Here is a 23,474-nt window from a genome sequence, read left to right as displayed (position 1 = left end):
ATATTTATTTTTTTTTCAATAGGCTATTTATCCTATTTATTTACTCTTCAGAAACTGTCTTTTTTTGACAAAACGAATGATTTTTAAAATAAAAACAAAGAATCATTTAAATACACATGAAATATACAGTACCATTTTGAGTTAACCTTATATAATGAATACATAAAAAATTAAAAAACAATGAAAATTAAAACATACGCAATACTTTCACTTTTTGTTCTTTTTATAGTTTCCTGTAGTGTTGTCGATAAATTATTGACTTTTACAGTATCTAACGAAACTAGTTTTAAAATAGCCAGTGGATTTCCTCTTAACCTCGCCACTGAAATAATCACGCCAGATGTCACTACAAATTCAAGTGCTGAGTTTCAAAATAACAATACAAAAGCTGATTTAGTAAAAGATGTAAAACTGACTGAATTAAAATTGACGATAACTGACCCAACGGACAAAACATTCAGTTTCTTAAAATCAATTCATTTGTACATTTCAACAGATGCTAATGATGAAATCGAATTAGCGTATTTAGATGATATTAATTCTACGACAAATACTTTAAATCTAATTTGTACTTCACAAAAATTAGACAAATACATTAAAGCTTCTTCTTACAAAATAAGAGCAAAAGCGGTTATCAAAGAATCCGTAACTAAAGATATTACTGTAAAATCTGAAATGAAATTTAAAGTTACTGCTGATCCGTTTTAACAAATCAGCAGTTTTCAATTCCGCTTTATTCTTTAATAATTACAAACTTGCCTTTTACTCCTGCATCCCAATTTTCCCAATAATCAGACTTAACCAGTTGTCCTTTGTCATCATAAATTTGAAATTCAGCTGTATTTCCGCCTAAAGCACCTCTATTTAAAGCTTCAATTTCGAATGTATTTATTCCTTCAATCAGAAAGATTTTAAATTCTTGATAATTCGCTTTCATCAATAATCTTTCTTGAACGACATCTCCATTCATAGTAGCTTTGGCTAAATCCCCATCAATTTGTCCAAAATCACGATATTTAATTAAAAAGAATTTCGATTTCGTTCTAATCTCACCAAAATTGACATCAATTTTAACTAAAAGTCTTGAATCTTCTTTTAATCCTTCTTTGACCAATGTTTTCCCTAAATCCTTTTCCATTTTATCCATATAAACATCTCCTGGATTAGCAAAATCATTTTTTGGAGTCATGTTTATAGTACTTACTTCTCCAATTTTCAATACGGAACTAGGGGTTTTAATTTCAGGGCTTTTAAAAACATTTGGAGTATAAGTTGGTGGTATATCCGTTTCAGGAGGGATTGTTTTTTTAAACTTCGGACTTTTATTTATAGGTGGAATTGCTTTAAACTTTTTACTAAATTCAACCTGACTATAGCTTTTTGAAGAAATACCAATACTAATTATTATAAAAAAAAGAATCTGTTTCATATAAAGTGAATATTGATAAATCAATATTTATTAAAAATTTAAAACTAAAAACATAGTGTCAACAACAAAAATAGTATAAATTAATTTTATTTATTTATCGAATTAAAAAAAGAACAATCCTATTCTTTCATTAATATTAAAGTTGCTTTAAAATCTGTCCCAAGATTCCATTGACTGGAAGAAACAATTTTCCCTTTATCATCATACACTTCAAATTCTGCTGTATTAGGAGGTGCAAAACCTTCGTTCAATGCCTCAAAATCAATCTTATTAATCCCTTTTTCTAATTTTATCTCGAAACCTTTAAAGTCGCCATCCAAAACAACCTCGTAAGCTATTACCTTATCATTTAAATACACTCTGATCTTATCCCCATCAACATAAGCGGCGTCACGATACCTCACTTTTGCAGTAAGAGAACCCGTTTTAAAAGTTCCTAAATCTTGATTTTTCTTATAAGTAACAACCTCTAAATTTTCTACTTTTTTAGTAATTTTCTCAGGATTTACAAAATTGACTTTTGGTACATCAAAAGGGACATCTAGTTTTTTTATCACTTTTGGAGCAGTAATTTTTGGTAAGTCTGCCTTTGGAGGAATTACTTTTTTTATTTTCGGTTTTATATTTTTAGGTGGAATTGCTTTAAATTTAGAGCTAAATTCATTCTGTGCATATCCGCTTAGGGACATACCTATAACAATAATTAAAAATAGAATTCTTTTCATAACTTTTTATATTAACTTATCAGTTGCTTGTAAAACCAATGGTAACTAAACGCAAAATGGCGTAATTTCACTTTCTTTAATAACATTCAATTTCCAATTTTATTACATTTTAAATCATAAGATTTTCCAAAATTGATTTCTCGAAATTGAACTTTTTAATTAAAAATCAGTGTTTTTTATTTCTCATTTTTTTCTAAATTGCAAAAAATATACCAAAATTTAAATGTAGGTTCTAATATTTTAAAAATCAGTTAAAAACAAACAAAATGAAAAGAGAAAACATATTGACAGGCTCACCATGGGAAGATAAAATGGGATATTGTCGTGCGGTACGTATTGGAAACATCATTGAAGTATCAGGAACAGTAGCAATAATAGACGGTGAAAAAGTAAAAGCTGACGATGCGCATGCACAAACGCTGAATATTTTAGAACGAGTAGAAAAAGTGCTGGAAGACTTGAATGTAGGCATGAAAGATGTCATTCGTACCCGAATTTTCACTACTGATGTTACTACATTTGAAGCGGTTGCTACGGCTCACGCCAAATTTTTTAAAGACATAAAACCAACAACTGGTTTTTACGGAATCAATCAATTAGTTGCACCGGAATATTTGGTTGAAATCGAATTTACAGCAATAGCTCCAGAAAAACCTTTAGTTCAGGAAGGATTGTAATACTTTAGCCAAAAAAATCTGATCGTTCAATAATGAATTTAGAAAACGCTAAAAAAATAATGCTTGTCACAGTCAAATGGATTTTCATTTGTGCTTTGACAGGCATTTTTTCTGGATCAGCTTCCGCATTTTTTTTAGTGGCACTAGAATGGGTTACACACTATAGAGAACACAATAACTGGCTCATTTGGCTCTTGCCAATAGGCGGTCTTATTATTGGCTTGTGCTATCATTATTACGGAAAGGATGTTGTAAAAGGTAATAATTTATTACTGGAAGAATATGAAAATCCCCAGAAAACAATTCCTTTAAAAATGGCGCCTTTAGTGCTTATCGGCACCTTACTAACGCATCTTTTTGGAGGTTCTGCAGGTCGCGAAGGCACGGCTGTACAAATGGGAGGCGCAATTTCAGATCAATTCACTACACTTTTCAACCTTGATAATTCGGATAGAAAGACATTAATCATTCTGGGAATCAGTGCTGGTTTTGCATCGGTTTTTGGAACACCTTTAGCTGGAGCACTTTTTGCTTTAGAAGTTTTATATTTCAGTAAAATCAGTTTCAAAAGCATTCCATTATCTTTTATAACCGCTTACGTTGCTTATTTTACCGTTGAATTCTGGGAAGTAAAACACACCCATTATAGTATTCCTACAATTCCCGAAATAAATTTAACCACTTTATTTTGGGTGATTCTTGCGAGTATATTATTTGGTTTGGCCGCCATGTTATTCTCCCGAAGCACCCATTTTTGGGGCGCTTTATTTTCAAAAAACATATCCTATCCTCCGCTTCGTCCTTTTATAGGAGGAATAATCCTTGCTTTAGCAATTTATTTTATTGGAACTACTAAATACATCGGTTTGGGAGTTCCCATGATTGTTGATGCCTTTTCAAATCCAAATACTTCTTACGATTTTCTGTTAAAAATACTATTCACCGGATTTACGCTGGGCGCAGGATTCAAAGGGGGCGAAGTAACACCGCTATTCTTTGTGGGCGCCACATTAGGAAGTGCTTTATCGCTACTAATTCCTTTGCCAATTGCAATTTTAGCAGGAATGGGATTCGTCGCTGTTTTTTCGGGAGCAACCCACACTCCTATTGCGTGTACGGTTATGGGAATGGAGCTTTTTGGGATAGAAAGTGGTGTTTTCATTGGTATTGCTTGTATTATCGCTTACTTTAGTTCCGGTTCTGTTGGGATTTACAAAGCCCAAATTGTAAAAGGTGCCAAATACCGTTTGTACCAAAAAGTAAAAACAAAAGACATCGAGCTTTTGTAACATTGTAAAAGTTTGTTAATTATATAAATGATTTCAACATTACATTAAAAAAATGTAATTTCGCACACTATGAAAATACAAGACATTCAAGCGATACAGTTGTTATTATCAACTCCAAAAAAAATTGCCATAATTCCACACCGAGGTCCTGATGGAGATGCTATGGGTTCAACTTTAGGATTATATCATTTTTTATTAAAAAATAACCACCATCCAGTAGTGGTTTCCCCAAATGAATTCCCTGATTTTTTAGCTTGGATGCCAGGTTCTGAAACAGTCAAAATATACGAAAAAGACAAAGAAAACTGCACCAAAATATTGGAAGATGCCGAAGTGGTTTTTACTTTAGATTTTAATGCTTTGCATCGTACAGGCGAAATGGAAAATGTTTTAGAAAAACTAACAGTTCCCTTTATCATGATTGATCATCATCAGAAACCTGATGATTATGCTACATTTACCTATTCAGATACTTCGTTTGGTTCCACTTGTGAAATGTTATATAACTTCATTTTATTTCTTGGAAAAAAAGAGGACATCGACAAAACAATTGGAACTTGTATTTATACCGGAATTCTAACTGATTCGGGTTCTTTTCGTTTTCCAAAAACAACAGGAAACACCCACAGAATTGTTGCTGAACTAATTGATTTAGGTGTCGAAAATACGGAGATTCCAACCTTATTATTTGATAACAGCTCTTATGGACGTTTACAATTACTGGGAAGAGCACTTCAAAACATGAAAGTGATTACGGAACATAAAACCGCTTACACGACGCTTACTCAAGATGAATTAAACGCTTTTGATTATGTAAAAGGAGATACGGAAGGCATTGTAAATTACGGATTAAGCATCAAAGGAATTCTTTTTACCGCTATTTTCATCGAAAATAAAGAAGAAAAAATCATCAAGATTTCTTTTCGTTCCCAAGGCGATTTTGATGTCAATCAATTTGCAAGAGACCATTTCCATGGTGGTGGACATCGCAATGCCGCTGGAGGAAAATCAGAAGTATCGATGGAAGAAACCATAAAGAAATTTGAAGATTTAGTAACAAAAATAACGATATAATACATGAAAAACAGCAAGTTAATCGCCATTGCATTCTTTTTGTTGGTATTAGTTTCAAGTTGCAAGCAACATCAGGAAGCGCGCAGACCTATTTCTCAAACTTCGGGAACCTTCATGAAGAAATCCATTGCGCGAAATAAAAAATTAATTGCCGGCGAGGAAGGACAAATCGATGCTGTTATCAGAAGAAATCCTAAAGTAAAATTCATTGCTTCGACCAAAGGATATTGGTATTCCTATTCACTTAAAAATGAAAAGGATACGCTAACACCTAAAAAAGGAGATGTCGCATTCTTTGATTATGAAATCAAAGATTTGAAGGGTAATATCATTTATTCCGAAATCGAATTAAGACCACAAGTATATTATATTGACAAACAAAATATCATGATGGGATTGAGAGACGGTATCAAATTGATGCACAAAAAAGAAAAAGTAAACTTCCTTTTCAACTCACACATGGGCTACGGTTATCATGGTGACAACAAAAAAATAGGTGCTAATCAGCCCTTACTTTGCATTGTGACTTTACGTGATTTCATGCCGGAAGCTGCATATAAAAAACAAAATGCAGTACAACCTGCAGCTGCGCCGGTGGTTAAACCGGAAGTTGCCACAGAAACGAAATCAAAAGATACCATAACACAATAAATTCAGCAATGAAATCGCCATGATTCAAAAACATTAATGAAGACTAGCGACACCAACCTTTAAAAAAAACAAATATTAACTTCGTATGAAAAAAAGCTTCCTATTCGTATTACTGGTACTAACCACATTGTATTCTTGCAAAGAAGAACATAACAATCTTCCTGATGGTTTATATGCTAAAATTGAAACCAATAAAGGTGAAATCATAGTACAATTAGATTTTGAAAAAGCACCAATAACAGTAGCCAATTATGTGACTTTGGCTGAAGGAAAAAACGAATTTGTCACCAATGAAAATCTTAAAAAAAGACCTTTTTTCGACGGTTTGAAATTTCATAGAGTAATCAAAGAATTTATGATACAAACGGGAGATCCATTAGGAACTGGATCTGGAGATACCGGTTATAAATTCAAAGACGAGTTTACCGACTTAAAATTTGACAAAGGCGGTGTTTTGGCTATGGCCAATAACGGTCCGGCGACTAACAGCAGCCAGTTTTTCATTACGCATCTTGCAACACCTTGGCTAGACGGCAAACACACCATTTTTGGACATGTTGTAGAAAAAGGTATGGATGTAGTCAACAAGATTGAGCAAAACGACTTCATTAACAAAGTGACCATCATCCGAAATGGTGAAGCGGCCAAAAAGTTTGATGCCGTAAAAATATTCAATGATTATTTCTCTGTAGAATCTCAAAATCAAAAGAAAAAAGCTGCTCTTGATGCTGAAAACAAAAGAATATACGACGAGAAATACAAAGCAGTTAGAGACCAAAAAATAGCTTATTTTGCAGCATTAAAAACCAAAGCAACAACAACACCAACTGGATTGCAATATATAATCACTAAAAAAAGTGGTGGTAAAAAACCCGTTAACGGTGCTACAATTTATATTCATTACGCAGGTTTTCTGGAAGATGGGGAACTTTTTGACGCAAGTGTAGAAAATGATGCTAAAACTTTTGGGAAATACGATGAAAACAGAGCTGCTCAAAACGGCTACCAACCTATTCCTTTTCAAGCAGGGAAAAAAGATGGCATGATTCCTGGTTTCATTGAAGGATTGGAGAAATTAAATTTTGGCGACAAAGCCGTACTTTTCATCCCGTCGAAATTGGCGTATGGACCAGCTGGAGCAGGTGGAGTGATTCCGCCAAATGCCAATATTATTTTTGAAATTGAATTAATGAAACAATAACTAAATAGAACACGGTTCTATTACGAATTCAATGGGTAATCCAAAATAAAGTAAAAAAAGTTAGCCACAAATTCCACAAATTAACACTAATTCCTTGAAAATTATCAATGAATTAATTCGTGAAATATTCGTGAAATTCGTGGCAAAAAATACAACCCACACAATTCGCAGTAGCACCTAAAACATTAAAAAACAAAAAGTCAGACCTTAATTTATTACAAAATGAAATTTAAAATTCTAATTTTATTATTCTTAGGAATGTTAACTGTACATTCCCAAACTAAGAAACCAGTTTCTGCCAAAAAACCCGTAACAGCAGTCAAAGCAGTTGTAAAAGCCCCAGTAGCTATCGAAGGGATTTTCGCCACTATTTCAACTACTAAAGGAGACATTACCGTTCAACTGGAATACAACAAAACGCCAGTAACGGTAGCTAACTTCATTGCACTTTCTGAAGGGAAAAATACATTTGTGGCGGATGAAAAACTAAAAGGAAAACCATTTTTTGATGGTTTGAAATTCCACCGTGTTATCAAAGATTTCATGATTCAAGGTGGTGATCCATCCGGAAACGGTTCTGGTGGTCCGGGATATGCGTTCAAGGATGAGTTTACCGATTTGAAATTTGATAAAGGCGGTATTTTGGCTATGGCCAATTCAGGCCCAACCACTAATGGAAGCCAATTCTTCATCACACACAAAGAAACCCCTTGGTTGAATGGAAAACACACTATTTTTGGACATGTAACACAAGGAATGAATGTTGTAAACTCGATTGCTCAAGATGATGTTATAACAAAAATTACCATTACCAGAAAAGGAGCTTTAGCAAAACAATTTGACGCTCCAAAAGTATTCACAGACTATTATGGCAACAAATCCGAAGACGCGAAGAAACAAGCCTTAATTGATGCTGAAAACCAAAAAAAGCAAGCAGCAATTCAAGCGGAAGAGAAAAAAGTGTATTTTGAAAAATACGGTAGTGTTATCACTGCAAAAACAGATTATTTAAAAACGGCAAAAGCAACTGCTACAACTACAGCTTCAGGTTTAGCCTATAAAATAGTTCAAAAAGGAAGCGGTGTAAAACCTGCTGACGGAACAACTTTCTATTTCCATTATGCCGGTTATTTTGAGGATGGAACCTTATTTGACAGCAGTTATGAAGATGTTTGCAAAGCCTACGGAAAATACGATGCAAACAGAGCCGAGCAAAATGGATACCAAGCCTTTCCTATTGAAGCGGGCAAAAAAGAAGGAATGATTCCTGGATTTTTAGAAGCATTGAAACTATTGTCTTTTGGAGACAAAGCAGTGATTTTCATCCCTTCAAATTTAGCGTATGGACAAAGAGGTGCCGGGGGTGTTATTCCTCCCAATACAAATCTTGTTTTCGAATTGGAAATGTTTGAAAAACAACCGGCTCCAAAACAATAAGTTGTAAAAAGTATTCCATAAAAAAACCCGACAAGTTTTAATATCCTGTCGGGTTTTTTATGCGCTTCTATTTTTAAGTCTTACATGAACTTATATTCCTTCTATGTTTTAAATCTAATCCTAGTCCACTTAAGTTTTTAACATCCAAAACAGCTGCTGCACGTTATAAATCTTAGCCTATTATTTCTTTCCGAATTTCCAGTCAAATTCATCTTTTTGATTGATAATCGCGCCAATCTCAAATTTCACAACCTCATCAAATTCCGTTTGAAAGATGATCCAGTTTTCCTCATTAAAATAGTTTTCGAACGTGTCGAATTCTTCCTGAGTAAATTTAGTAATTCCTTTGGCAGCCAAATCTTTTTTGACGTCACTGATTTTTCTGTTGATCACTTTATTCCCAAACAACTCCAGTTCCGGACTCGAAGCCACGATATACCCTAATTTGAAATCTTCCTCTACATAGAAAGTCAAACGCATTTTAAGTTTATTGTAGGCAAAAATCACATTATCATCTTCGTCCTTGTAATTCCTGTCTGGTTTGCCGTAAATAGCGGTAACATCATTTTGTTTCATTCCGAAAATGAGCTTGTCAATTCCGTTTTTTGGATTTATTTTCATACGTAGTTTATATTTGTTTTTTAAAAGAATAGGTGATTTGCATAACCATTTGGTGTTTATTTCGAACTTGCGTTAGGCACATTTCATATTCTATTATTTGACCGCAAAGTTCGCAAAGTTTTTTGCAAAGTCCACTACCTTTTTTATTTAAAAATTAACCGATAACAAATACCATTACTGCTTTTACTATTCACAATTTGGGCGTGACCCGCTGAAAAAATCGGGTCGGGCTATCCGTTGTAATCTTTTATTCCGTTGCACTTCATAAAAGGATTTCCACTTTTATCCCTCACGCAAAAAAGCCTCAGTACCGTAAGAACCTTTCGTTTAACAAAACAATATTTGTAAAAAAATTAGTATCTTTCAATCACAAAACCAACACAATATGACTTGGGCAGCAAAACTGATAAAACATAAAAGCGAAAATAGAATTGCCGTTTATTTTGAAAAAAATCAAGATCTGATTGCCCGGATAAAACAAATAGCAGGAGCACGATGGAGTCAGCAAAAAACCGTTTGGCACCTCCCCGATACAATCGAAAATAGAGAACGTTTCAAAATAGAGCCTCTTGCAAATTCAATTCCTTCACTCGAGGGAATTGTTCAAATAGAAAAATTCAAGCAATGGATGCGTTCCAAACGCTATAGCGAAAGCACCATTGGTACCTATAGCGAAGTCTTAAAATCGTTCTTGATTTTCTATCGAGAAAAACCCGTTACTGAAATCAATAACGAGGATGTAATTATCTACAATAACGAGTATATTTTAAAAAATAATCTTTCGGCTTCCTACCAGAACCAAACGGTTAATGCAATAAAGCTGTTTTTTATTACAATAAGAGGAACCAAAATTGACATCGATAGAATTCATCGACCTAAAAGAGCCAAGCTATTACCTAACGTATTGAGTAAAGAAGAAGTAAAATTAATCTTGAACGCACACAGTAATATCAAGCATAAAATGATGCTAAGCTTGATTTATTCTTGTGGCTTGCGTTGTGGTGAATTATTAGCACTTCAGCCCGTTCATATTGACTCAAAAAGGAATATTGTATTACTTAAAAACGCAAAAGGAAAAAAAGATAGAATTGTGCCCTTAAGCCCAAAAATACTCGAGATGCTAAGAGAATACTACTCCTTATATAAGCCAAAAAAATATTTGTTCGAAGGGCAAGTAGCAGGAGTTCCTTATGATGGTAGGAGTTTACAACAAGTACTGAAACAAGCCTTACATAAAGTCCAACTTACAAAACCAGCTACACTACATTGGTTGAGACATAGTTACGCCACACATTTACTAGAAAGCGGAACTGATTTGCGCTATATACAAGAATTACTGGGCCATAATAGCAGTAAAACTACAGAAATTTATACTCATGTTAGTACCAAAAGTATCCAACAAATAAAAAGTCCATTTGATGATTTGTAAGATAATAATTAAAGTGTATATTTGAAAGTAATACGCTACGCAGTAGCGCTTATCCACCCAAAATGAGATGTATATGCGCTACTTTGTAGCGCTTATATACAAGTTAGTGGCAAGCTTACCGGACGATAACCAAAACAACTTAACTCTAAATCTAAATGAAAAAAATAATATTCTTTTTATTCTTGCTTTGTACCTCAATTTCTTTTTCACAATCTGTAACGGGTGAAGATGAACTTAATGAAGAATATAAAAAGGTTGATAAAGAATTAAATTCTGTATATAACAAGCTTAAAAACGAACTTAAAGAAACCGACAAAAAAAATTTACTTGAAGCTCAAAAAGCTTGGATAAAATTTAGAGATTTGAATTGCAAATTCAAAAGTCAAGATCCAGGTGATGGCGGTGGACCTTATGAAAATAAAATGAAAATAGATTGCCTAATTCAGTCTACAATTGAAAGGACGAAGGAACTGAAAAATTTAATTGGTGGTCTATAAAAGTGAGTCAATTAATGTGAATTCAATAACTTAATGCAATGATGACTAGCGAAGAAGCTAAACTTTATAAATCCATTGACGAAATCCTTTGGAATGATTGGGATCCAATTGGAGTGAATGATTTTGGAGATGACGCAAGAGATGAGTATTATGGATATTTGCCACAAGTTTATCAATTAAAAATTAATGGAGCAACTAAAACTGAAATAGCAAATTATTTAGATTTGGTTGTAACAGACAGAATGGGACTGTCAAGCAATATGGAGCATTGTCTAAATATTGCCGAAAAAATTGTGTCGCTTAACAACTAAAAAAGCCAACCACTAACACTTGCTCACAATAGATTTGGGCAATTGGCTTAATTTGAAAATGGTTTTGTATTTGGGATGATTTGGCAAATCCGAAAACAAGGCTTAATTTAATCCCAAACCTCTTGTAGCAAGGGAACGTTATCTGTTGATAGCAACTTTGTATCAAATAAAAGATACAATGAAAAAATTATTTGGATTATTACTGCTCCTATTTATCAATCAGATTGTTGTAGCTCAAAAAACTGTTACTCTCCAAGAATGTGAAAGTCAGTTCCTGAAAAACAATCTTTTTCTGCTTGCTTCACATTATAATATTGATGCTTCTAAAGCACTTACTATTCAAGCACGGATTTGGGACAACCCTACATTAACTGCTGATTTGAATGCTTACAATCCGGAGAGAGGAAAATATTTCGACATTGGAACACAAGGTGCTAAGTCATTTGGTATCGATCAACTCATTTATCTTGGAGGGAAAAAGCGAAACGAAGTTAAATTGGCCCAAACCAATGAACAATTAGCAGAACTGGAATTCAATGATTTGTTGCGAACATTGAAATTGCAATTGCGCAAAAGTTTCTACACCGTTTATTTCAATTCCAAAAATCTTGAAACGACTGACAAGCAACTTTCACATATTGAAGATTTGATTAATTCCTACTCCGTTCAAGCTAAAAAAGGAAATGTGCCTTTGAAAGATTTAGTTCGTTTACAATCATTATTCCTGAATTTCAAAAATGAAAGAATGGAAGTCGTTAACAATAGCATAGAAGAACAAGCAAATTTGAAATTATTATTAAACGAAAATGAGACTGTTATTCCGACATTGACTGATTCTGATTTTAATAAATACACAAAAGAAATTCTTTTTGATGCCAAGTCATTCGAAAGTGAAGCCATTGCAAATCGTCCTGATTATCTATTGAAGCAAAAAGATATTGAAGCAAATGAATTGAATGTGAAACTTCAAAAATCACTTTCTATCCCAGATTTGACATTAGGTGCTTCTTATACACAACGCGGAGGAGCTTTTGATAATCAAAAAAATATAAACATTGGAATTCCTTTACCCCTTTGGAATAAAAACAAAGGAAATATACAATTTGCCAAAACAATTTTGGAGCAATCCAAAATAGAAAAGCAAAGTTTTGATTTGGAATTACAAACTGAAATTGCTTCGAATTGGAATAAATGGAATGAATCCAGAAAAAATTACAAACAAATAAACCCTTCTGAAAATTCTGATTTTGAAATGGTTTACAATGGTATTTTAGAAAATTTCCAAAAAAGGAATATCAGTTTACTTGAGTTTACTGATTTCATGGAAAGTTACAATCAGGCTGCCGTTCAATTAAATGAATTAAAGAAAAAAGTAGTGCTCTCAGGTGAAGAATTAAACAGCACTATCAACAAAGATTTATTTTAATCACTTCTACCGTATATCCAAAGAAGAAAGCCAATACTAAAAATATAAAATTATTCGAATATGAAAAATAAAGTAATAATAGGAATCGCATTATTAGCATTAGCATTAACAAGCTGCAAGAAGGATGTAGAAAATCCGGAAACCACAACCACTTTTGTATTGAGCGACAACATGCTTAAAACAACAACGACAGCTTCTGCAATAACAGAACCCGTTAAAAATGAATTGAGTTTTTACGGGAAAATAACTGCTGATAATAATAAATCAATTGATGTATATCCGCTTGTGGGTGGAAATGTCGTTAAAGTAAATGTTGAATTAGGTGATTATGTAAAGAAAGGACAAGTACTGGCAACTATAAAAAGTACTGATATTGCTGATTTTGAAAAGCAAATGGTCGATGCCAAAAGTGATTTATTGGTTGCCAAAAATAATCTTAAAGTATCTCAAGAATTATTTGACGGAAAATTAAATTCAGAAAGAGATGTTCTTGAAGCCAAAAGTCAAGTTGCTAAAGCAATTTCTCAATTAAACCGTGTTCAAGAAACCTATAAAATATACAACATAAAATCAGGTTCACTTTATGAGGTAACGGCTCCAATTAGTGGTTTTATTATCCAAAAAAGTATCAATCAAGACATGCTTTTAAGAAATGACCGTTCTGAAAATATTTTTGACATTGCCGAAATCAGCGAAGTTTGGGCTATGGCCAATGTAAACGAAAGTGATATCGAAAAAGTAAAGCTGGGAGAAGACGCTGAAATAACAACGTTGAGTTATCCTGACAAAGTCTTCAAAGGAAAAGTAGATAAAATTTTCAATGTAATTGATCCCAATACTAAAGCGATGAACGCTAGAGTAAAACTGCAAAACAAAGATTTTCTTTTGAAACCAGATATGAATGCAAGCATCAAATTATCATTTAATGAAGATGAATCAATGATTGCTGTTCCCAGTACTGCCATAATATTTGATAAAAGCAAAAACTTCGTGATGATTTTCAAAGATCGAAATAACATTGAAACCAGACAAGTGGAAGTCTTTAGACAAGTAGGCGAAACTACCTATATTTCAAGTGGTTTGAAAGAAAATGAAAAAGTTATTACTAAGAATCAATTATTTATTTACGATGCATTAAACGATTAAAACATGAACAAATTCATTAAAAATATCATTGCTTTTTCGATTAAGAATAAAGCATTTACCTTCTTTTGGGTAGGATTATTGGCTGTTTCAGGCTTTATTGCTTTCAAAAATATGCCCATCGAAGCGTTTCCCGATGTGACCAATACACAAATTATAATTGTGAATCAATGGAACGGGAAAAGTGCTGAAGAAATTGAGCGATTCGTAACCTCACCAATTGAGATTTCCATGAACTCCGTACAGAAAAAAACCAGTGTTCGCAGTATCACGATGTTTGGTTTATCTGTAATCAAAATTATTTTTGATGATGGTGTTGATGATGCTTTTGCACGCCAACAAGTGAACAATTTATTAAAAAACGTATCGCTTCCAGATGGTGTAGATGTTGATGTGCAACCACCTTACGGTCCTACGGGAGAAATTTTTAGATATGTTCTTAAAAGTAAAAACAGAGATTCTCGCGATTTATTGACTATTCAGAGTTGGACAATCGATCGTCAATTAAGAGCGATACCTGGAGTTGCTGATTTAGTGGCTTTTGGTGGACAACAAAAAACGTATGAAGTAGGTGTTGATCCAATTAAACTAGCCAAATACAACATTACACCGTTACAGGTTTATGATGCAGTAAGTGCCAGTAACCTGAATGTTGGTGGTGATGTAATTGAGAAAAACGGTCAAGCTTTTGTCGTTCGTGGCGTTGGATTATTAAAATCAATTGCTGATATAGAAAACATAATTGTTGACGATGCCAATGGAAATCCAATTTTAGTAAAAAATCTTGCCAATGTTACCGAAAGTTCCATGCCAAGAGTGGGGCAAGTGGGATTAAACGGGAATGACGATGTAGTGGAAGGAATTGTTGTGATGCGAAAAGGTGAAAATGCAAAAGAAGTTTTAGCATTAGTAAAAGCTAAAATCGATGAATTGAACAATAGTATTTTGCCAAAAGACGTAAAAATGGAAACCTTTTACGATCGCGATAAATTGATGAATTTCACAACTGATACCGTTATGCACAATTTACTGGAAGGAATTATTCTGGTAACCTGCATTGTATTTCTTTTTATGGCTGATTGGCGTACTACATTTACAGTTTCTATCGTAATACCATTATCGCTGCTTTTTGCGTTTTTATGTTTGAAATTAATGGGAATGAGTGCCAATTTACTAAGCCTTGGTGCAGTCGATTTCGGGATTATTATTGATGGTGCCGTCGTCATGGTCGAAGGATTATTTGTAGTTTTAGATCACAAAGCCCACGCGGTTGGAATGGATAAGTTTAATAAATTAGCCAAAGGTAGCATCATCAAAAAAACAGGAACAGAAATGGGTAAATCTATTTTCTTTTCTAAACTGATTATTATTACGGCTTTATTACCCATATTTTCTTTTCAAAAAGTAGAAGGTAAAATGTTCTCGCCTTTGGCATATACATTAGGTTTTGCATTAGTTGGGGCTTTACTTTTTACATTGACTTTAGTTCCTGTGCTTTCACATTTATTATTAAACAAAAATGTAAGAGAAAAAAACAATCCGTTTGTTAATTTTTGGGATAGAATTGTAGAAAGAGGATTTAAATTTACTTTTAAAAATAAAGTAAAAGCACTTACCAGCACCATTGTTTTTATTGTAGTTGTATTTTTCTCAGCCACATTTCTAGGAACTGAATTTTTACCGCAGTTGAATGAAGGAGCACTTTGGGTAGAAGCAAAACTGCCAATGAGTACCAGTTTGACCGAAACTGTAAAGACTACAGCGGTTTTAAGAAAAGAATTGCAAAGCTTTCCTGAAGTAAACGGAGTTCTTTCGCAAGTGGGTCGTAGTAATGACGGTACAGATCCAAGTGGTTTTTATTACGTGCAAATGCAAGTAAACTTAAAACCGAAAGAAGAATGGAAACGTAAAATTACAATGGATGGTTTGGTAGATGAAATGGATAAAAAACTGACCAAACACCAAGGAATTGGGTATAACTATTCCCAACCAATAATCGATAATGTTGCCGAAGCAGTTGCTGGTATAAATGCTTCCAATGCTGTAAAAATATATGGCGATGATTTGGATAAACTAGATGAGCTAGCCAATAAAGTACTTGCCCAAATCAAGGATGTTCCAGGAATCAGAGATGTAGGTATTCTTAGAAATATAGGACAACCAGAAATAAGTGTTATTCTGGACAGAGAAAAAATGGCGGCATACGGAGTAACATTAAAAGATGCTCAAGCCGTTTTAGAATTAGCTTTTGGAGGAAAAACTGCAACTGAAAAATATGAAGGCGAAAAGAAATTTGATGTCAGAGTTCGATACGCAAAAGAATATCGTAAAGATGAGAAAGATATTTCAGAGTTGAAAGTGCCAACTATCAGCGGAGCAAAAATACCGTTAAAAGAAATCTCGGATGTAAAAACAATTACGGGTCCGGCTTTTATTTACAGAGACAATACCAAACGATTTATTGGTGTGAAATTCTCAGTTCGTGATCGAGATTTAGGAAGTACCATCGCTGATGCACAATCTAGAGTTGCTAAACTAAAAATGCCTACAGGTTACACTGTAGGATGGACAGGAGAATTTGAAAACCAAGTTCGCGCCAGTGCCAGATTAGGTCAAGTTGTTCCAATAAGTTTAATAGGTATCTTTCTTTTACTCTTTATTTTATTCGGAAATATAAAAGACTCCTTGTTGGTTTTGTCTAATGTTCCGTTCGCTATTATCGGAGGAATTATTGCGCTGCATATAACAGGAATGAACTTCGGAATATCGGCAGGAGTTGGATTTATTGCCCTACTTGGTATTTGCATTCAAAACGGGGTTATTCTTTTAACAGAATTTCACAATAATTTAAAAGCCAAGTTTACGCTTGAAGAATCCATTTTTATGGGTGTAAAAGCCAGAACAAGAGCTGTTGTTATGACTGCACTGATGGCTTCGATTGGTTTGATGCCAGCTGCTGTTTCTTCGGGAATTGGTTCCGAATCACAAAAGCCCTTAGCAATTGTGATTATAGGTGGATTGGTTACTGCAACTGTACTTACCCTATTGATATTCCCAGTTATTTTCTGGGTTTTTAATAGAAAAAAGCATGCACCTATTGAATAGAAAAAATAGTTTTATATTGTTAATTGTTGGGTTAAAAAGAAGAGCATCATTATAATTTTATAATGGTGCTTTTTGGTTTATATTAAATTTCATATAGAATTTTTACTATATAAGTCAACTGCAAACTTAAATTTATAATTTAGCAAAGAATGGTTCTAAAATCTTAATCCATATTTATGCAAAAGCAAATGAAGAATATCTATCTAATGTTAATTATATTTTTTACAACCTTACTTTGGTCAATTATCAATCCAAAAGAAAACTTCACCTGTTTTCTTGAAATTATACCCGCATTAATAGGAGTTTCCGTTTTGGCATTCACATTTAAGAAATTCAGATTTACCAATTTTACTTATTTTTTGATTTTAATTCACTCTATTATTTTATTTATTGGAGGTCATTATACCTATGCCGAAGTTCCATTATTTGATTACATCAAAGAAGTTTTCCATCAATCTAGAAATAATTATGATAAAGTGGGACATTTTGCTCAAGGTTTAGTCCCTGCAATGATAATACGTGAATTGTTTATTCGGAAAAAGGTAATTAGCAACCAAAGTTTTTTCAATTTCATAATTGTTTCTATTTGTTTAGCTATTAGTGCTGCTTACGAATGGATTGAATGGGGTGTGTCACTTGGAACTGGAGAAGGTGGAGATGCATTTTTAGGAACTCAAGGCTATATTTGGGATACACAATCGGATATGTTGTTTGCAACAATTGGAGCCATCACTGGTTTAATTTTGTTTTCAAAAATTCAGGATAAACAACTTCAAATGGTTTAATTATTTCATTATAAAAGCAAAAAAGCATCATCGTAAATCACAATGATGCTTTTTTTTTAATTCTAAATAAATCCTAAAGACTAGCTATAGCTTTTGATTCTGATAATTTCAAAAACACTACAGATTCTTTGGCATTAGATATTTGGGCATATTTTAATGCATTAACACCAATCTCATTTTTTTCTTTTAAATGTGCACCATTGGCTAATAATAATTTGATGATTTCAACTTTATTATACCTTGCGGCTATCATTAATGGAGTTAATCCATTTGATTTTTCGTTAACATCAATACCGTATACTATTAATTTTTTTACAAGGTCAATTTCTCCTTTGTAGATTGCCATACACAAGGGAGTTACACCTTCATAAATGGAATGATTGATTTCTTTTTGAGTAAAAGAATTGTGATTTGATGCATAAGAAACAGTTGAAAATGTTACTAAAGCAACTCCTAGGTAAACGATTGATTTTTTCATGATGTTTGATTTTTTTGTTAATTGATTGATTTTTTTGATGATTTAAATTCTGAACTAATATTCTATGCAAATATACATCTAAAGAAAGGTATCTTGTTTTACCAGGTACTTAATTTTAACAAAATATTAACTTTTTAAAATATTATTTAAATTGTAAAACACTAGAATATAAACATTTAAACATACAATAGCATCTACTTTTGAAAAAAAAAATAAATTATATAATTAATAGAAAACAACTTTATGCTTTAATAAAAAGATATAATTCAAATTATAATTATTCCTTTTTTAGTATTTTTACTTAAACAATTCTTAAAATGCAATCAAAGGCAATAAATGTAAAGGAGTATTTAGAAGAAATTCCTGAGGAAAGAAAGCAAGCATTTGTTAAACTTAGAGAAACAATAGTCACTAATATTCCTAAAGGATTTGTTGAACAAATGTCTTATGGGATGATTGGTTATATTGTACCACATTCTATTTATTCAAATGGATATCACTGTGATTCGAAACTACCGTTACCTTTTGTAAACATTGCCTCTCAAAAGAATTTTATTGCGATATATCATATGGGAATTTATGCTAATCCTGAATTATTGCAATGGTTTGTCAACGAATACCCCAAACACAGCATACAAAAACTCGACATGGGAAAAAGTTGTATCCGATTTAAAAAGTTTGATTATATTCCTTTTGATTTAATTGCAGAACTTATGCAAAAAATGGCTGTTGATGACTGGATCAATTGTTACGAGTCACAAATTAAAAAATCAAAATAATTACGAACCTTAATTTTTAAAACTATGAACATTATCAAAAAAATTGTTTTAGCCGTATTAACGATTGTAGCTCTGGCATTGATTACCGCTCTATTTCTGACAAAAAACTATGCTGTAGAACGAGAAATTACTATCGACCAACCTAAAGACAGTGTTTTCAATTATATTAAATACGTTAAAAATCAAGATAATTTTAGCGTTTGGAATAGAAAAGATCCAAAAATGATTAAAACATTTTCAGGAACTGACGGCACGGTAGGATTTGTATATTCATGGAATAGTCAGGACAAAAATGTAGGTGTTGGAGAACAGGAAATTAAAAAAATCCTTGAAGGAGAACGAATCGATTTTGAATTACGTTTTAAAGTTCCTTTCGAATCAACCGATAATGCTTACATAATAACGAAAGCCATTTCACCAAATCAAACTAAAGTAAAATGGGGATTTAATGGCAAAATGCCGTATCCAATGAATTTAATGTTAGCATTTATGAATATGGATAAAATACTGGGTAAAGATTTGCAAGATGGATTGAATAATCTAAAAGTTGTTTTAGAAAAAAAATAAATGCATTATTACTAAAAACAAAAAACCGCAATTCCAATTCAGAATTGAGGTTTTCTATTTTTGTTAAAAGCCTCTCTTATCTATTTGCTAAATAAGCTAAAACATTTTTGTTTATTCTTTCATCAATATTTGAAATATCAGCTTTAACGAATTTCTCGCCTAGAATATTCTCATACAATTCAATATATCTTTCAGAAACAGTTTCGATATATTCGTCAGTCATCTCAGGAATTTGTTGTCCTTCTAATCCTTGAAAACCATTTTCAATTAACCAACGACGAACAAACTCCTTAGATAATTGTTTTTGTTCCTCACCTTTATCCTGTCTTTCCTGATATCCTTCCGCATAAAAGTAACGAGAAGAATCTGGTGTATGAATTTCATCAATCAAAACAATTACGCCATCTTTCGTTTTACCAAATTCATATTTGGTATCTACCAAAATCAATCCGCGACTGGCAGCAATTTCAGTTCCTCTTTGAAATAATGCTCTGGTATATTTTTCTAAAACTAAATAATCTTCCTCAGAAACAATTCCTTTAGAAAGAATATCGGCTCTTGAAATATCAGCATCATGTTCTCCGTTATCTGCTTTTGTAGTTGGTGTAATAATTGGTTCAGGAAACTTATCGTTTTCTTTTAAACCTTCCGCCATTTTAACGCCACAAATTTCTCTTTTGCCAAGAGCATATTCACGTGCAGCATGACCTGAAACATAACCACGTATTACCATTTCAACTTTGAAAGGGTCACATAAATGCCCAACCGCTACATTAGGATCAGGAGTAGCAATTAACCAATTAGGTACTATATCTTGGGTCAATTCCATGAATTTAGTAGCAATTTGATTTAGAATCTGACCTTTATATGGAATTCCTTTTGGTAAAACTACATCAAAAGCTGAAAGCCTATCCGTGGCAACCATTACTAAAAGATCATCATTTATATTGTAAACTTCTCTTACTTTACCTCTGTAAACAGATTTTTGATTTGGAAAATTAAAATTAGTAGTTGTGATGGTGTTACTCATTATTATAGTGTTGTGTTGTTTTTTTATGTAGCTGCAAATTTATGATTATTTTGCAAAGAAAAGCAAAGAATCCTTTATTCTAAAAGTATAAATAAATAGTGCTTTAAAAATAAATTCTAAAAATTCAAAATAAAGAAAATTTACGGTTCACACCTACTCTATTTCCGAAGTATGTTTTTTTAATAATTCTTTGGACAGGTATTTAGCAACTCCTTCATTATCATTCGTTAAAATCACTTCTAAATGAGAAAGTTTATCTTTTAAACTATCAGGTGCATTTCCCATGATTAATCCTTTACCGGTTGATTTAAGCATATTTTCATCATTGAATCCATCGCCAAAAGCTATTGCTTCATGGAAAAGCAGATTTTCTTTTTCTAAAATTTTTGCAATGGCAACACTTTTGTCTACTGATTTGTCCATAAATTCCAAACAAAGCGGAAGACTAAAAGCATGACTAAAAAGCGAGGAATGATTTTCTAGAATTTGTTCTCTCAGTTCCAATAATTTTGAATGGGTATCATGGGTAAAAAAGACTTTTATAGCACTTAAATCTTCAACCGTACTAAAATCTACCAATTCTGGATGATAATTTAATTCCGTTTGAAAACTATTTAGTTTTTCATTGTGTTTATTGGTTTGCCAAACATTTTCTCTAAACAAAACAGTTGTAATCTCTGGGTCTATATCTAAGGATAAAACAGACTTAACAGCATCACTTTCCATATTAACCGCGAAAAGAAGCTCTTTTGTTGGGGAATGAATCCTTGCTCCATTAGAGGTAACTAAATAAAGAGGAATCCCTAAACATTCCACAATAGGCATCGCGTCTAAATGGTGACGACCTGTTGCAACAATTATTAAATAGTTTTGATTGTGTAGTTCTTGAAAAACAGTTTTGGTATATTCTGAAATTTTGTGATCTGAATTTAATAAGGTTCCGTCTAAGTCGCTTATTACGACTTTTATTTTTTCTTGTATCATCTTTCGTTTTTCACTGCCATTTTTAATAATTCCAAATTTATTCAATTTTAGAGACAAACGCAAAAAATTATAACAAGTTTAGGTTAATCTTTCCTAAAGAGATTTTGAAAAACATATTTAAAATATTTGTTGTATTTAAAATACAACAAATAAAAATGATTGCTATATTTGTAAAAATTTAAATTGAATAAAATCATGAATGCAAATCAAAAAGAATTAATAAAAGCCACTGTGCCAATTTTAAGAACAAATGGAAATGATTTGATAACGTATTTTTACCAAAGAATGCTATCAAATAATCCCGAGCTAAAAAACATTTTTAATATGGCAAATCAAGCTAGTGGAAAACAACAAAACGCTTTGAGTGGAGCTGTTCTTGCTTTTGCTGAAAACATAGAAAATCCAGCTGTTTTGATCAATACGTTAAAATCAATTGGAAATAAACATGTGAGCTTAAATATTCAACCTGAGCAATATGATATCGTTGGAAATCATTTAATCGGATCGATAAAAGAAGTATTAGGTGATCTCGCAACTACTGAATTAATTGAAGCTTGGACCTGTGCCTATAATGAATTGGCGCAAATAATGATTAGCATTGAAGCGGAAATGTATCAAAAAACAAACAATAAAAAAGGAGGTTGGAGAGGCTGGAGAACCTTTATAATCTCTAAAATTGTAAAAGAAAGCGACGAAATTAATTCATTTTACCTTAAACCGGAAGACAACAAAGAAATTGCCGATTTCTATCCAGGACAATACATATCGGTGAGTACTTTTATTCCGGAATTAGGTCATAAACAGCCTAGACAATATAGCCTGTCTTCCCATTCCAATAATGACTATTACAGAATTTCGGTAAAAAAAGAAATCAGTCAAAATACAACTCCTGATGGTATTGTTTCCAATGCATTACATAATAAAAAAGAGGGTGATATCATTGAACTTAGCGCGCCAGCAGGTGTGTTTTTTGCTGATCCAAAAGCAACAAATCCTTTAGTATTAGTTAGCGGCGGCGTTGGACTTACTCCTATGATGAGTATGGTAGAAACCAATAAAAATTCTCTTCAAAAAAATCAAACGGTTTGGATTCACAGTTGTCGTAATGAAAGTGTTCATGCGTTCAAAGATACTATCGAGGAATTAAACGACGAAAATGAGTGGTTAACCTCTTTTGTTTTTTATGAAACTTTACCCGAATCAGAAACAAACGCCATCGAAGGAAGAATCGATTTACATCAAATTAAAGAAGAAATCCTTATTGCCGATGCAAAATATTATATTTGCGGACCGGCAATTTTTATAAAAGTTCAATATCAATCTTTGGTTGCACTAGGCGTAAATAGAGAAAATATACTTTATGAAGAATTTGGCCCTCAATTATTAAGCCTTAATTAGCACATTTTAATATGAAATTGAATCACTTTACAGATTTTAGTATGCGGGTTTTAATGTATTTAAATCAAAAAAAAGACACTCCACAAAGTTCTTTGGATGATTTAGCTGATACTTTTAAAATTTCGCGAAACCATCTCATTAAAGTAGTTCAATTCTTATCGGCAAATCAATTAATTCTCACCAAAAGAGGAAAGAATGGTGGAATAACGATTTCTGAGAAAGCAAGAGAAATTCTGTTAGGTGATTTAATTCATCTATTGGAACAAGACGATACGCCTATCATTAATTGCGATTCAAAACCTTGTATTTTTCAACCACATCATTGCAAACTAAAATCATTATTCAATACCGCTTATCTAGCTTTTATTGAAAGTTTAAATCAGTATAAACTTTCTGATATCGAATTCAAAAATTGGAGTGCTATGTTTTAATACAAAT

At 32.6% G+C, this 23,474-nt stretch carries 24 protein-coding genes; 18 read left to right on the top strand and 6 right to left on the bottom strand.

What is annotated here, in order from left to right:
• The first annotated feature begins 180 nt into the window (after window positions 1-180).
• The gene (locus OA85_RS00960) at window positions 181-708 is read left to right on the top strand and encodes a hypothetical protein (protein ID WP_039107478.1); all 528 of its coding nucleotides are present in this window, start codon (window positions 181-183) and stop codon (window positions 706-708) included.
• A gap of 25 nt (window positions 709-733) precedes the next feature.
• Here OA85_RS00960 and OA85_RS00955 read toward each other — a convergent pair whose 3' ends face one another.
• Window positions 734-1,429 (bottom strand): hypothetical protein, encoded by a 696-nt coding sequence (locus tag OA85_RS00955; RefSeq protein WP_039107476.1) that lies wholly within the window; start codon window positions 1,427-1,429, stop codon window positions 734-736.
• Between the two features lie 119 nt (window positions 1,430-1,548).
• On the bottom strand, window positions 1,549-2,154 hold the full coding sequence (locus OA85_RS00950; RefSeq protein WP_039107474.1) for a hypothetical protein: 606 nt from the start codon (window positions 2,152-2,154) through the stop codon (window positions 1,549-1,551).
• Between the two features lie 266 nt (window positions 2,155-2,420).
• Between OA85_RS00950 and OA85_RS00945 the strand changes: the two genes are divergently transcribed.
• The 6 genes from OA85_RS00945 (at window position 2,421) to OA85_RS00920 (ending at window position 8,483) form a co-directional block, all read left to right on the top strand.
• A complete protein-coding gene (locus tag OA85_RS00945; protein WP_039107472.1) occupies window positions 2,421-2,831 on the top strand; it encodes a RidA family protein in 411 nt (136 codons plus the stop codon).
• 32 nt (window positions 2,832-2,863) lie between these two features.
• On the top strand, window positions 2,864-4,120 hold the full coding sequence (locus OA85_RS00940; protein ID WP_039107470.1) for a voltage-gated chloride channel family protein: 1,257 nt from the start codon (window positions 2,864-2,866) through the stop codon (window positions 4,118-4,120).
• 69 nt (window positions 4,121-4,189) lie between these two features.
• Entirely contained in the window at window positions 4,190-5,194 is a 1,005-nt protein-coding gene (locus OA85_RS00935) for a bifunctional oligoribonuclease/PAP phosphatase NrnA (RefSeq protein WP_039107468.1), read from the top strand.
• A 3-nt stretch (window positions 5,195-5,197) separates the two neighbouring features.
• A complete protein-coding gene (gene gldI, locus OA85_RS00930; RefSeq protein WP_039107466.1) occupies window positions 5,198-5,845 on the top strand; it encodes a gliding motility-associated peptidyl-prolyl isomerase GldI in 648 nt (215 codons plus the stop codon).
• Between the two features lie 85 nt (window positions 5,846-5,930).
• Window positions 5,931-7,046 (top strand): peptidylprolyl isomerase, encoded by a 1,116-nt coding sequence (locus OA85_RS00925; RefSeq protein ID WP_039107464.1) that lies wholly within the window; start codon window positions 5,931-5,933, stop codon window positions 7,044-7,046.
• A 222-nt stretch (window positions 7,047-7,268) separates the two neighbouring features.
• A complete protein-coding gene (locus tag OA85_RS00920) occupies window positions 7,269-8,483 on the top strand; it encodes a peptidylprolyl isomerase (protein ID WP_039107462.1) in 1,215 nt (404 codons plus the stop codon).
• 180 nt (window positions 8,484-8,663) lie between these two features.
• On the opposite strand, the gene OA85_RS00915 is transcribed toward OA85_RS00920, so the two are convergent.
• Window positions 8,664-9,104, bottom strand: a complete 441-nt coding sequence (locus OA85_RS00915; protein ID WP_039107460.1) for a hypothetical protein — start codon at window positions 9,102-9,104, stop codon at window positions 8,664-8,666.
• Between the two features lie 385 nt (window positions 9,105-9,489).
• Here OA85_RS00915 and OA85_RS00910 point away from each other — a divergent pair, with 385 nt between their 5' ends.
• The 7 genes from OA85_RS00910 (at window position 9,490) to OA85_RS00880 (ending at window position 17,800) form a co-directional block, all read left to right on the top strand.
• Window positions 9,490-10,533 (top strand): site-specific integrase, encoded by a 1,044-nt coding sequence (locus tag OA85_RS00910; RefSeq protein ID WP_039107458.1) that lies wholly within the window; start codon window positions 9,490-9,492, stop codon window positions 10,531-10,533.
• Window positions 10,534-10,688: 155 nt separating this feature from the next.
• Window positions 10,689-11,030: a lysozyme inhibitor LprI family protein gene (locus OA85_RS00905; RefSeq protein ID WP_052257103.1), complete on the top strand. Its 342-nt coding sequence runs from the start codon at window positions 10,689-10,691 to the stop codon at window positions 11,028-11,030.
• Window positions 11,031-11,068: 38 nt separating this feature from the next.
• Window positions 11,069-11,341 carry a hypothetical protein gene (locus OA85_RS00900; protein WP_156129390.1) on the top strand — a complete coding sequence of 91 codons (273 nt, stop codon included), beginning with the start codon at window positions 11,069-11,071 and terminating at the stop codon, window positions 11,339-11,341.
• Window positions 11,342-11,519: 178 nt separating this feature from the next.
• Window positions 11,520-12,767, top strand: coding sequence for a TolC family protein (locus OA85_RS00895; RefSeq protein ID WP_052257102.1), 1,248 nt, complete (start codon window positions 11,520-11,522; stop codon window positions 12,765-12,767).
• 60 nt (window positions 12,768-12,827) lie between these two features.
• Window positions 12,828-13,913 carry an efflux RND transporter periplasmic adaptor subunit gene (locus OA85_RS00890; protein WP_039107453.1) on the top strand — a complete coding sequence of 362 codons (1,086 nt, stop codon included), beginning with the start codon at window positions 12,828-12,830 and terminating at the stop codon, window positions 13,911-13,913.
• A gap of 3 nt (window positions 13,914-13,916) precedes the next feature.
• On the top strand, window positions 13,917-17,015 hold the full coding sequence (locus OA85_RS00885; RefSeq protein WP_039107452.1) for an efflux RND transporter permease subunit: 3,099 nt from the start codon (window positions 13,917-13,919) through the stop codon (window positions 17,013-17,015).
• Window positions 17,016-17,203: 188 nt separating this feature from the next.
• Window positions 17,204-17,800, top strand: coding sequence for a DUF2238 domain-containing protein (locus OA85_RS00880; protein WP_039109259.1), 597 nt, complete (start codon window positions 17,204-17,206; stop codon window positions 17,798-17,800).
• Window positions 17,801-17,873: 73 nt separating this feature from the next.
• On the opposite strand, the gene OA85_RS00875 is transcribed toward OA85_RS00880, so the two are convergent.
• Window positions 17,874-18,278, bottom strand: a complete 405-nt coding sequence (locus tag OA85_RS00875) for an ankyrin repeat domain-containing protein (protein WP_039107451.1) — start codon at window positions 18,276-18,278, stop codon at window positions 17,874-17,876.
• A gap of 317 nt (window positions 18,279-18,595) precedes the next feature.
• On the opposite strand from OA85_RS00875, the gene OA85_RS00870 reads away from it, so the two are divergent.
• Both OA85_RS00870 and OA85_RS00865 read left to right on the top strand, forming a co-directional pair.
• Window positions 18,596-19,057 carry a DUF1801 domain-containing protein gene (locus OA85_RS00870; RefSeq protein WP_039107450.1) on the top strand — a complete coding sequence of 154 codons (462 nt, stop codon included), beginning with the start codon at window positions 18,596-18,598 and terminating at the stop codon, window positions 19,055-19,057.
• A gap of 24 nt (window positions 19,058-19,081) precedes the next feature.
• Entirely contained in the window at window positions 19,082-19,624 is a 543-nt protein-coding gene (locus OA85_RS00865) for an SRPBCC family protein (protein WP_039107448.1), read from the top strand.
• Window positions 19,625-19,700: 76 nt separating this feature from the next.
• Here the strand turns inward: OA85_RS00865 and OA85_RS00860 are convergent, their stop codons facing one another.
• Window positions 19,701-20,654 carry a phosphoribosylaminoimidazolesuccinocarboxamide synthase gene (locus OA85_RS00860; protein WP_039107447.1) on the bottom strand — a complete coding sequence of 318 codons (954 nt, stop codon included), beginning with the start codon at window positions 20,652-20,654 and terminating at the stop codon, window positions 19,701-19,703.
• Between the two features lie 153 nt (window positions 20,655-20,807).
• Window positions 20,808-21,638: a Cof-type HAD-IIB family hydrolase gene (locus OA85_RS00855; RefSeq protein ID WP_039109258.1), complete on the bottom strand. Its 831-nt coding sequence runs from the start codon at window positions 21,636-21,638 to the stop codon at window positions 20,808-20,810.
• Window positions 21,639-21,833: 195 nt separating this feature from the next.
• On the opposite strand from OA85_RS00855, the gene hmpA reads away from it, so the two are divergent.
• Together hmpA and OA85_RS00845 are read left to right on the top strand one after the other, a co-directional pair.
• Window positions 21,834-23,036, top strand: coding sequence for an NO-inducible flavohemoprotein (gene hmpA, locus OA85_RS00850; RefSeq protein WP_039107446.1), 1,203 nt, complete (start codon window positions 21,834-21,836; stop codon window positions 23,034-23,036).
• An 11-nt stretch (window positions 23,037-23,047) separates the two neighbouring features.
• Entirely contained in the window at window positions 23,048-23,467 is a 420-nt protein-coding gene (locus tag OA85_RS00845; protein ID WP_039107445.1) for an Rrf2 family transcriptional regulator, read from the top strand.
• Window positions 23,468-23,474: the final 7 nt, after the last annotated feature.

Source organism: Flavobacterium sp. AED, from assembly GCF_000812945.1.
In the GTDB taxonomy this organism is placed as follows: Bacteria; Bacteroidota; Bacteroidia; order Flavobacteriales; family Flavobacteriaceae; genus Flavobacterium.
The sequence above is the reverse complement of the archived record's forward strand: the minus strand, read 5'-3'. Positions and strand labels throughout refer to the sequence as shown.

Bases quoted from the DNA above. Each gene is read 5' to 3' on its own strand.
- OA85_RS00890 (WP_039107453.1), top strand. From the start codon at position 12,828: ATGAAAAATAAAGTAATAATAGGAATCGCATTATTAGCATTAGCATTA.
- OA85_RS00950 (WP_039107474.1), bottom strand. From the start codon at position 2,154: ATGAAAAGAATTCTATTTTTAATTATTGTTATAGGTATGTCCCTAAGC.
- OA85_RS00900 (WP_156129390.1), top strand. From the start codon at position 11,069: ATGATGACTAGCGAAGAAGCTAAACTTTATAAATCCATTGACGAAATC.
- OA85_RS00895 (WP_052257102.1), top strand. From the start codon at position 11,520: ATGAAAAAATTATTTGGATTATTACTGCTCCTATTTATCAATCAGATT.
- OA85_RS00935 (WP_039107468.1), top strand. From the start codon at position 4,190: ATGAAAATACAAGACATTCAAGCGATACAGTTGTTATTATCAACTCCA.
- OA85_RS00920 (WP_039107462.1), top strand. From the start codon at position 7,269: ATGAAATTTAAAATTCTAATTTTATTATTCTTAGGAATGTTAACTGTA.
- OA85_RS00955 (WP_039107476.1), bottom strand. From the start codon at position 1,429: ATGAAACAGATTCTTTTTTTTATAATAATTAGTATTGGTATTTCTTCA.
- OA85_RS00875 (WP_039107451.1), bottom strand. From the start codon at position 18,278: ATGAAAAAATCAATCGTTTACCTAGGAGTTGCTTTAGTAACATTTTCA.
- OA85_RS00845 (WP_039107445.1), top strand. From the start codon at position 23,048: ATGAAATTGAATCACTTTACAGATTTTAGTATGCGGGTTTTAATGTAT.
- OA85_RS00945 (WP_039107472.1), top strand. From the start codon at position 2,421: ATGAAAAGAGAAAACATATTGACAGGCTCACCATGGGAAGATAAAATG.
- gldI (WP_039107466.1), top strand. From the start codon at position 5,198: ATGAAAAACAGCAAGTTAATCGCCATTGCATTCTTTTTGTTGGTATTA.
- OA85_RS00960 (WP_039107478.1), top strand. From the start codon at position 181: ATGAAAATTAAAACATACGCAATACTTTCACTTTTTGTTCTTTTTATA.
- OA85_RS00885 (WP_039107452.1), top strand. From the start codon at position 13,917: ATGAACAAATTCATTAAAAATATCATTGCTTTTTCGATTAAGAATAAA.
- OA85_RS00940 (WP_039107470.1), top strand. From the start codon at position 2,864: ATGAATTTAGAAAACGCTAAAAAAATAATGCTTGTCACAGTCAAATGG.
- OA85_RS00910 (WP_039107458.1), top strand. From the start codon at position 9,490: ATGACTTGGGCAGCAAAACTGATAAAACATAAAAGCGAAAATAGAATT.
- OA85_RS00915 (WP_039107460.1), bottom strand. From the start codon at position 9,104: ATGAAAATAAATCCAAAAAACGGAATTGACAAGCTCATTTTCGGAATG.
- OA85_RS00925 (WP_039107464.1), top strand. From the start codon at position 5,931: ATGAAAAAAAGCTTCCTATTCGTATTACTGGTACTAACCACATTGTAT.
- OA85_RS00860 (WP_039107447.1), bottom strand. From the start codon at position 20,654: ATGAGTAACACCATCACAACTACTAATTTTAATTTTCCAAATCAAAAA.
- OA85_RS00865 (WP_039107448.1), top strand. From the start codon at position 19,082: ATGAACATTATCAAAAAAATTGTTTTAGCCGTATTAACGATTGTAGCT.
- hmpA (WP_039107446.1), top strand. From the start codon at position 21,834: ATGAATGCAAATCAAAAAGAATTAATAAAAGCCACTGTGCCAATTTTA.
- OA85_RS00880 (WP_039109259.1), top strand. From the start codon at position 17,204: ATGAAGAATATCTATCTAATGTTAATTATATTTTTTACAACCTTACTT.
- OA85_RS00855 (WP_039109258.1), bottom strand. From the start codon at position 21,638: ATGATACAAGAAAAAATAAAAGTCGTAATAAGCGACTTAGACGGAACC.
- OA85_RS00905 (WP_052257103.1), top strand. From the start codon at position 10,689: ATGAAAAAAATAATATTCTTTTTATTCTTGCTTTGTACCTCAATTTCT.
- OA85_RS00870 (WP_039107450.1), top strand. From the start codon at position 18,596: ATGCAATCAAAGGCAATAAATGTAAAGGAGTATTTAGAAGAAATTCCT.